Source organism: Vibrio sp. CB1-5 (assembly GCF_059412285.1).
Genome location: NZ_JBJHPB010000053.1, coordinates 1 through 8003 on the forward strand (window position 1 = coordinate 1; position 8003 = coordinate 8003).

The following is an 8003-nucleotide window of genomic DNA, read 5'->3' on the forward strand; positions in this document are numbered from 1 at the left end:
ATACGTCATACGTCATACGTCATACGTCATACGTCATACGTCATACGTCATACGTTTGCTCTCCTTGTTCATGATAAAAAGATCCAGTAGGGTTTGGTTAGACAGACGCAAACGGAGAAGGAAATGACGTTGAGAGTGAAGCCATCGAGTGAGGGCCCAATATTGGTGTCGTTCGATGAGCATAGAGGGTTAAGGTATGGCTGTGTACTCAGTGAGCTTTCAGTTGCTCCCGTTTTAGATAATCCCGCAGAGACTTTTCTGTATTCAATTGGCTCCTGTATGGCCATCTCTTTGCAAAAACTTGCGCTTCGAAGAAAAGTCGACATACATCCCTTTCATCTCCAAATTACAGGTCATAAGGGTGAGTTTCTGCCGGCCCACTTTACCCACTATGATATCGAGTTAAGTAAAGACATACATTCAGACCGAGACCTCGTAGAAAAGTTGCTAGAAGACGCCAAGAAGATATGCACGATTAGTAACAGTGTCTCTGGGACTTTTGAGCTACACCTACAAGTTTAATTCGCATCATTTTAATCGAGATGAAGGGGCAGCCTGATTTGAAAATGGGCGCCAATGGATGCGTGCTGCTCAACAATGCGAATGTCGCCTTTCAGTTTTTGAGTCACTAGGTTGTAGACAATCGATAACCCCAAGCCGCTTCCACCTTGGCTTGCACTAAAACCATGCTGACAACTGTTATTGATTAAGTTGGTCAGTATCTGCTCGATAGCGCCGGGTATGGTACGCAGTTTTAACGACTCGATGATATCGACCATAAACTCAACATCACTCGGTTCGTAGAGTGGGGCAATACTAGCGATCAATTCTTCACAGAGTGGTTTCAAAAACACAAGTTGAGTATCGCCATGTCCTTGGTTATCAGAGGTTTGTTTGAACTGCTGAATAAGTGAGGCTGCGCGCTCCAAATTCGTATTGGTCATGGTGATTGCCGGGAGGGTGGATTGAAAAAGTGGATACAGAAGTATGGCTACCATAAGCGCTCATTGTCGGAGACCGCAATGTATCGTGTAAAACAACTACTCGGTGATTCACTCACGCTCAGAAATTACAACGCACAAGTTGGTGAGACTTACGCCATGATCAAAGCACTCAACAAGCTAATTGGGATAGGTATGCCCGAAACTCAGTGTGCTGTTTAAATTGCGAACGATTTGACTAGCATTTGCTCTTAAGCTGAATTGGGCAACAAAGCCAAATAAAACCGGTAAGAGTCCGTTTGATGTTGCGATGGGTGATCTACAAGCCCTAAGGGATTGGGTGGCTAAGTCCAAGGAGATCCAATTCAAAGGGCATTATTATCTTGAGCAGTTGTAAAATGCAGACGCAAGCAACCCAATCCGCCTAGCACTGCGTAATGCCTAAGTAGCTTGCCTTTCAATCTGTTTAAATCTACACACGAGTAGCGAAATTAGAAGGATTCCTGTTGCTGCCAGTCCAATTGCTACGCCACCCCAAACGCCAGTAAGCTGATAGTGTGACATAAGTAACCAAGCACTTGATATACCGAAACCCCAATAGCCGATAGCGGTAATCAGCATTGGACGGTTTACGATTTTCATGCCACGTAACAGATTCATTGTCAGCAGTTGCCAGCCGTCCACGACAAAACAGAGAGCGACCACCCAAATCATGGCGGTTAAATTATTGGTCAGGTTATCATCGTTCGTTGCATCTAGTTGAAATAACTCTGCGATGGTGTGAGGCCATAGGTTAAAAAGAGCTGCTAATGTAAGACTTAATAGTGTGACAAGGACAAAACTTCTTTTTGCTGTCTGTTTGATTCCGAGTAAGTTATCTCGACCGAAGTCTTGTCCGGCCAAAATCGCAGCGGCTTGAGAGAAGCCAAAGTTGATGTTGAAACTAAAGTTAAGACACTGAAGGAGCACTTGGTGTAGCGCAAGTGCAGTAAGGCCAAGCATACCCGCTAAGATAGTACTGCCATAGATAAGGCTTAACTCCAGAGCGCTTGCCACGGCAATCGGTATGCCAAGTGATAGTAGCGGTAATGTCAGTCGCCAAGAGTATTCAGATAGGTAGCGCCAAGGTGCGAAGTCTTGGTATTTCTCTTTTGAGAAGACCCAGATCGAATAAGCGATGAATATAACCGCTGCCGCTAAGGTCGTACCGTACCCCAATCCAGACACACCACCCTCAAGACTAAAAGCGAACCAATAGCTGACAGGCACGTTTAGTAGCACCGTCGCTAGAGACATCCACATAACAGATTTTGCATCGCCAAAGGTACTGGTGAGTCCTCGTAAGACGAGTAAAAACAGTGTTGGAAGCACAGCCCACTTTACGGCATCTAGATAGTCGGTTGCGATCGGAATGGCACTCATAGGCTGTTTTGCAAACACCAGAAGGTGGGGGGCGTAGCCAAGTGCAACCGTCACAAGTATCGTAATGACAACAGATAGCAGTATTGCTCCCTTTATGGCATATCGTATCTGCTGCTTACCATAGCTTGGGCGAGCAACGCTTTGTCCATAAGCAATCGCAATCAAGTTGGCCACGCAGCCAACGATACTTCCCGCCACCAAAAATGCGAAAGTATAGACTGAAGCACCGAGACCACCACCAGCCAAATCGGCAACGCTCAAGCGCGCCATCATCCAGACATCTGTCAGAACCAGTGCCATAGATATGAGTTGTGAGATGATCAATGGAATCGCTAGGGAAAGAATATGCTTCATGAAGAGCTCGGTAGAGGATAGTGGAAACGTCGCGATGCTAGTTTATCAGCATATTTCGGTCAACCTTCACAATTGCATTTAGTCAAAGGAACTATAACTTCTGCTAATACATTGAAACGCGGATCTATTTTCTCTGCATTTAGCCTTCTAGGGTAAAGGCTAGGTAGTGAAAAACACCAAATTACGTGCATAACGTGTTCTGCTCTGCAAAATTGTTATCATTTTGAGCGAAATGTTAACAGTACTCTATTCTTATCATTGAGTTAGCTCTATTCCCAGAATGGAGTTGGTATCTGGGAACATAGTGGGGCACGTACTCGCTGTAGAAAAGGAATAAAATCAGGAGAAGTTGTCCATGCAAGCGACAAAAACAGCGTTAACAGTATCACTTATCTTAACTGGGTTTATGGCGGCTGAAGTGCATGCTGCGACCGAGTGGAATGTATCTTTATGGGGTAAGCGAAGAGCCTTCACAGAGAATGTAGAAAAACTAGCAGAGTTAGTAGAGCAGAAGACGAATGGTGAGTTTAAACTGGTGTTGTCTTATGGCGGTTTATCTAAAGCGCGTGAGAACTTAGATGGGATTTCATTTGGTGCTTTTGAAATGGCGCAATTTTGCTCTTTTTACCACACAGACAAAAACCCAACGATTACCGTAACAGAATTACCATTTTCTCAAGATGTGTCCTTGGCACGAGTCGGTGAGATCTATACCGAGGTCTTTAACCACCCGGAAGTTAAGAAAGATTTGGCAAGGTGGAATGCAACGCTATTGATGCCGACGCCGTTACCGCAATACAACATTGCAAGTAAGAGTGACAAGCTAGAAACCTTAGACGATTTCAAAGGGTTACGAGTCCGCGGTCCCGGTGGGATCATGAGTGTACTAGAGAAGCTTGGCGCGGTAAAAACCACAGTGCCTTTCGCTGAGGTTAGACAATCTATGGACTCTGGCGTTATCGATGCAGCATCATTTGCCCCGCACGCCCACCTAGCGACGAATACTTACAAAGTAGCGAACTGGGTGACGACAAATTTAAACCTTGGTTCTGCAAACTGTCCGGTCGTAGTGAACACAGAAGCATTGGAAATGCTCAAGCCTGAACATCGAGAAGCGTTGTTGAGTTCAGTGCCAGAAGCACTGGATTATTATGTTTCGAATTACGAGCAAAACACGATAGCGAAGTTCGATAAAGCGATCGCAGATGAGGATGTCACACAGGTTACATTCACCACGGATCAAACGGCTGAACTCAATGATTTGGCGGCGTCTGTTCGCCAAGATTGGGTAAATAAGTATAAAGGTCAGTTCGACTCTCAAGCTCTATTTGATTACACAGAAGCGTTGTTCAAAGAGCAAAAATAACTCTAATTTCATTAGTTCAACTTTTTAGCGCTAGTCTGACTAGCGCTTGTTTTGTTTTTTCATACCAAAAGGATTTCGAGTATGTCTGCGTCAGTTTTAGAGGACAGCTCGGCGGTAAGTCGGGTCGACAGGGTATTCTTCAAGCTTGAATCGTTATTAAATCTCGCGGCAGGATGTGTGATCGTCGCACTGGTTGCTTTGGCTACGACTAACATTTTAGGGCGCTGGCTTTTTTCTATGCCTATCAGTGGCTATATCGATTGGGTAGAGCAGGCAATGGCGTTTATCGCCTTCTTAGGCATTGCGTACACGCAGCGTATGGGCGGACATATCAGGATGGATATCTTGGTTGGACGCTTCAAAGGTCGATGGCTGTGGTTCACTGAATTCTTATCAAGTGTTCTGATGCTGACAGTCACACTGCTTCTTATTTACGGTTCATACCTTCATTTTTGGCGAGCTTACTCTATTGGTGACTCTTCGGTTGATATTAACTTGCCCACGTGGCCTGCAAAGCTAGTGGTGCCCTTTGCATTATCGGTGCTAGCACTGCGATTGATTTTGCAGATTTGGGCTTATTTAAGAGCGATAAAACGAGGGGATGATAAGCCAGTAGCTGTGCCTATGATCGAGTCTGCTGCAGAAGTAGCGGCGAAAGAAGCTGAGACCGTTAGTACAAGCGATAAGGGGGCTTCAAAATGATGTCTATATTTGAAGTCATGGGCAGCATGGACTCAATAGAAATCGGGCTGTGGGTCTCGGGTTTTATGTTGATCTTAGTGATCATTGGGGTACGAGTTGCTTTTGCGGCTGCGATTGCTGGTTTCTTCGGTTTAGTATGGATCTTCTCAGCCAAATTGGGGTTTGAAAGGGGGCTGCTGGTAGCAATAAAAATGGCGGGCACCATTCCACATTCTAAAGTGTCATCGCTTGCTTTATCGTTAATACCTACCTTCATACTTATCGGGTTTCTTGCTTACCATGCAGGGTTAACTCGCTCACTGTTTGAAGCAGCAAAGCGCTGGGTTGGTTGGCTGCCCGGAGGCATGGGTGTTGCGACAGTGTTCTCCACTGCGGGTTTTGCTGCTGTGTCAGGTGCCTCTGTCGCGACCTCCGCGGTATTCGCTCGAATTGCTGTTCCAGAGATGCTTAAACTTGGTTACGACAAACGCTTCGCAGCAGGGGTTGTCGCTGCTGGTGGTACGTTGGCTTCACTCATACCGCCTTCTGCAATACTGGTTATCTACGCAATTATCGTTGAGCAGGATGTTGGTGCGCTACTAATGGCTGGATTTTTGCCCGGCGCCGTATCTGCCTTAATTTATGGTGGATTAGTGGTGTTTTTGGCGCTAACGCGTAAAAATTTTGGTCCACCAGTGAGGGGCTTCACATGGAAAGAGCGATTTGAAACTCTACCGGGTGCGTTGCCTATATTCGTGGTCGTCGGCATTATCGTCATTTGTATCTATGGTGGAGTTGGTACACCGACGGAGGCGGGTGCACTCGGGGCATCGTTGATTCTGGTCTTGGCCATTTTTCACGGCAGTCGCTGGAAAGAAATCAAAAACTCATTGATGGAAACCGCCAAGCTGTCAGCCATGATTTTCGCCATTATTTGGGGTGTACTGATCTACGTGCGTTTTTTGGGTTTTGCGGATCTACCGACCGCATTTTCAGATTGGATAGTTAGCTTAGAGCAAAGTCCAATGCTGACGCTGCTGCTCATTCTTTGTGCCTATGCCGTTTTAGGGATGTTCATGGACGCGATTGGCATGCTGCTACTCACGCTTCCTGTCGTCTATCCCGCGGTTATTGCTTTAAACGGCGGCGCAGATGTCGCGGCTGTAGACTCCGCCTTTGGTGTGTCGGGAGTAGGGTGCGCTATTTGGTTTGGTATCATTGTTGTGAAGATGGCGGAGCTCTGTTTGATAACACCACCCATTGGCTTGAACTGTTTTGTTGTTGCTGGAGTTCGTCCTGAATGTTCGGTGCAAGATGTCTTTCGAGGGTGCTTGCCATTTTTCGTTGCGGATGTGATCACCATAGCGGTGCTACTGGTCATGCCCGGGATAGTACTGTGGCTTCCAAGCTTAATGGGTTATGCCTAATGTACGGTTCTTAGCATTGAATCGTTGATGTGTCGCCTTGGTAACGGGGCGACGCTCATGCGCTAACAACAGCAGTATCTATTTTTCGTCTTCAGTCCAATATAAAGTAACGGTACGAACACCCCACTGTTTGGCACCCTCAACATCGTTACCTAAGAATTTTCAGATATTCTAGGTAAGTTTAGTCGTCAATTGACTATAAATGTCGATGATGTAGTGGTATACGTTTGTAGGACACTAGAATGAAAAAAGCCGCTGACTAATCAGCGGCTTTTTCGAATGTGGCGGAGAGATAGGGATTTGAACCCAATCGCTCGGAACTTAATCTTTCTAAGCCTTTGTTCTGTTGGGATAATTTGCGTCTTCAACTGCAAATCGTAAAACGTTTGGGATAGTCACCTGACTGACTATGAGTTTTACATCCGTCTAACTTTAAGTCAAGTTTTCTGTTTAAAATTTAAACGTCTAGGTTGATGTTGCGCCTAGGACCGTGAATACTAATTGTGCACTGGGTGAAGGGAGTTTGACGATGCAAGTAGGGGTTGATATTACTTCTGAGCAGCGCTCGATAGCACTTAATACTGCTTTGAAAATTCTGGATAAATGGCAATGCAGTGACCATGAGAAAGTCACGTTGCTAGATCTGAATCATGATTGGGAAAATCGGGAGGTAAGTGACTCTACATTAGGGAGGGTCAGCTACATTCTTCGCATCCATAAGGCATTGCGGCAGACTTTTGGTAGTGATGAAACTATCTACAATTGGGTACGTAAGGCAAATAATCATCCCACTTTGTCGGGCGCTTCAGCTATGGATTTCATGCTGTCAGGGAACGAACGTACGTTATCAAAGATCGCAAAACTGGTTCTCGGCTATAGTGCACAGTAAAGTTCTCGTATTAATGTTAATTGCTGAAACTGTTGTGCTCAAACACGTTTTTGGACATAAACGTGTTTCAGAAATTAGAACATTAGCAATTAATGAATAACTTCAGGTATTGCAGATTCAGTGAAAACATCATGTAATCAGTTAGCAGGCACTGCTTTACATATTGCTAGAAACAACCATGGCCTAGAGATCCAATTTAAATCTCCCTGTGAAGATATAGCTTTTATAATTTATGTTAAACCTAACTAGCTTCATTTGAGGATTTGAGTCGTGGCTACGAACTTGAAATTCATAGACCTCATTCCCTCTGTAAATCGTTAGTTTATATGTATAGTTGTTTCTTGAGAAACCTCTGTACTCTTGGTTTGTTCTCAGTTTTCGTAGTGACTTGATAATTTGAGTGCCATCTGTTTTGACATCATTAACTAATACTGTATAACCTGATACTGGATGAGAAAGGAAATTCACAACTTTATCTTTAATGTTGATATTTACAATGTGCCTAGATAAAAAAAGTGTGCACACCCATATCATCGCGAATGAAACACAAGCAACTAACCTAATTGTCCTATTCTTTATCAGCCCTAGACCTTGTATCGCTACTAAAACCAATAAAGGTAAAAATGCTACCCAGTAGTAACTTTTCAAGAAAGCAATCAAATCAATCAAATGATACATACCGATATTACCTCATATAAACCTGCCATTTGGAGCACGCTAAGTAGAAGCCTGTATGTGTTCGCTCATAAATAACGCCTTGTAGAGCCAGAATCAGGACTACTCGAGTGTTCCTTCAGATAACTAGAATCAGTTTGTAACCCTGTATTTTGCTTTGATGAATAGTCGAGGTATAAATCCATACTTGGGGTGTCAACGCCAGTTTAAAATTGACCCACTTATCGACGTTATCGCCGAAGTAAAAC

General features: G+C 44.5%; 7 protein-coding genes and 1 pseudogene. 6 read left to right on the forward strand and 2 right to left on the reverse strand.

Annotation, left to right across the window (positions count from 1 at the left end):
- The first annotated feature begins 123 nt into the window (after positions 1 to 123).
- Positions 124 to 522, forward strand: coding sequence for an OsmC family protein (locus tag ACJB0T_RS21570; protein WP_479293248.1), 399 nt, complete (start codon positions 124 to 126; stop codon positions 520 to 522).
- A gap of 11 nt (positions 523 to 533) precedes the next feature.
- Here ACJB0T_RS21570 and ACJB0T_RS21575 read toward each other — a convergent pair whose 3' ends face one another.
- Positions 534 to 944, reverse strand: a complete 411-nt coding sequence (locus ACJB0T_RS21575; protein ID WP_479293250.1) for a sensor histidine kinase — start codon at positions 942 to 944, stop codon at positions 534 to 536.
- Between the two features lie 27 nt (positions 945 to 971).
- Between ACJB0T_RS21575 and ACJB0T_RS21580 the strand changes: the two are divergent.
- A pseudogene (locus tag ACJB0T_RS21580) lies at positions 972 to 1163 on the forward strand (IS5/IS1182 family transposase); the annotation flags it as partial.
- A gap of 219 nt (positions 1164 to 1382) precedes the next feature.
- On the opposite strand, the gene ACJB0T_RS21585 reads toward ACJB0T_RS21580, so the two are convergent.
- Entirely contained in the window at positions 1383 to 2717 is a 1335-nt protein-coding gene (locus ACJB0T_RS21585) for an MATE family efflux transporter (RefSeq protein WP_479293251.1), read from the reverse strand.
- A 355-nt stretch (positions 2718 to 3072) separates the two neighbouring features.
- Here ACJB0T_RS21585 and dctP point away from each other — a divergent pair, with 355 nt between their 5' ends.
- The 4 genes from dctP (at position 3073) to ACJB0T_RS21605 (ending at position 7080) form a co-directional block, all read left to right on the forward strand.
- Complete coding sequence (gene dctP, locus ACJB0T_RS21590; protein ID WP_479293253.1) at positions 3073 to 4083, forward strand: TRAP transporter substrate-binding protein DctP; 1011 nt, start codon at positions 3073 to 3075, stop codon at positions 4081 to 4083.
- Between the two features lie 81 nt (positions 4084 to 4164).
- Positions 4165 to 4785, forward strand: a complete 621-nt coding sequence (locus tag ACJB0T_RS21595; protein WP_479293254.1) for a TRAP transporter small permease subunit — start codon at positions 4165 to 4167, stop codon at positions 4783 to 4785.
- Positions 4782 to 6191: a TRAP transporter large permease gene (locus tag ACJB0T_RS21600; RefSeq protein WP_479293256.1), complete on the forward strand. Its 1410-nt coding sequence runs from the start codon at positions 4782 to 4784 to the stop codon at positions 6189 to 6191. The genes ACJB0T_RS21595 and ACJB0T_RS21600 overlap by 4 nt, the downstream gene beginning before the upstream one ends.
- A gap of 529 nt (positions 6192 to 6720) precedes the next feature.
- Positions 6721 to 7080 (forward strand): DUF2384 domain-containing protein, encoded by a 360-nt coding sequence (locus ACJB0T_RS21605; RefSeq protein WP_479293258.1) that lies wholly within the window; start codon positions 6721 to 6723, stop codon positions 7078 to 7080.
- The last annotated feature ends 923 nt before the right edge of the window (positions 7081 to 8003 follow it).

Excerpts from the sequence above, each read along its gene's own strand:
- ACJB0T_RS21570 (WP_479293248.1), top strand. The coding sequence starts at position 124 with ATGACGTTGAGAGTGAAGCCATCGAGTGAGGGCCCAATATTGGTGTCG.
- ACJB0T_RS21575 (WP_479293250.1), bottom strand. The coding sequence starts at position 944 with ATGACCAATACGAATTTGGAGCGCGCAGCCTCACTTATTCAGCAGTTC.
- ACJB0T_RS21585 (WP_479293251.1), bottom strand. The coding sequence starts at position 2,717 with ATGAAGCATATTCTTTCCCTAGCGATTCCATTGATCATCTCACAACTC.
- dctP (WP_479293253.1), top strand. The coding sequence starts at position 3,073 with ATGCAAGCGACAAAAACAGCGTTAACAGTATCACTTATCTTAACTGGG.
- ACJB0T_RS21595 (WP_479293254.1), top strand. The coding sequence starts at position 4,165 with ATGTCTGCGTCAGTTTTAGAGGACAGCTCGGCGGTAAGTCGGGTCGAC.
- ACJB0T_RS21600 (WP_479293256.1), top strand. The coding sequence starts at position 4,782 with ATGATGTCTATATTTGAAGTCATGGGCAGCATGGACTCAATAGAAATC.
- ACJB0T_RS21605 (WP_479293258.1), top strand. The coding sequence starts at position 6,721 with ATGCAAGTAGGGGTTGATATTACTTCTGAGCAGCGCTCGATAGCACTT.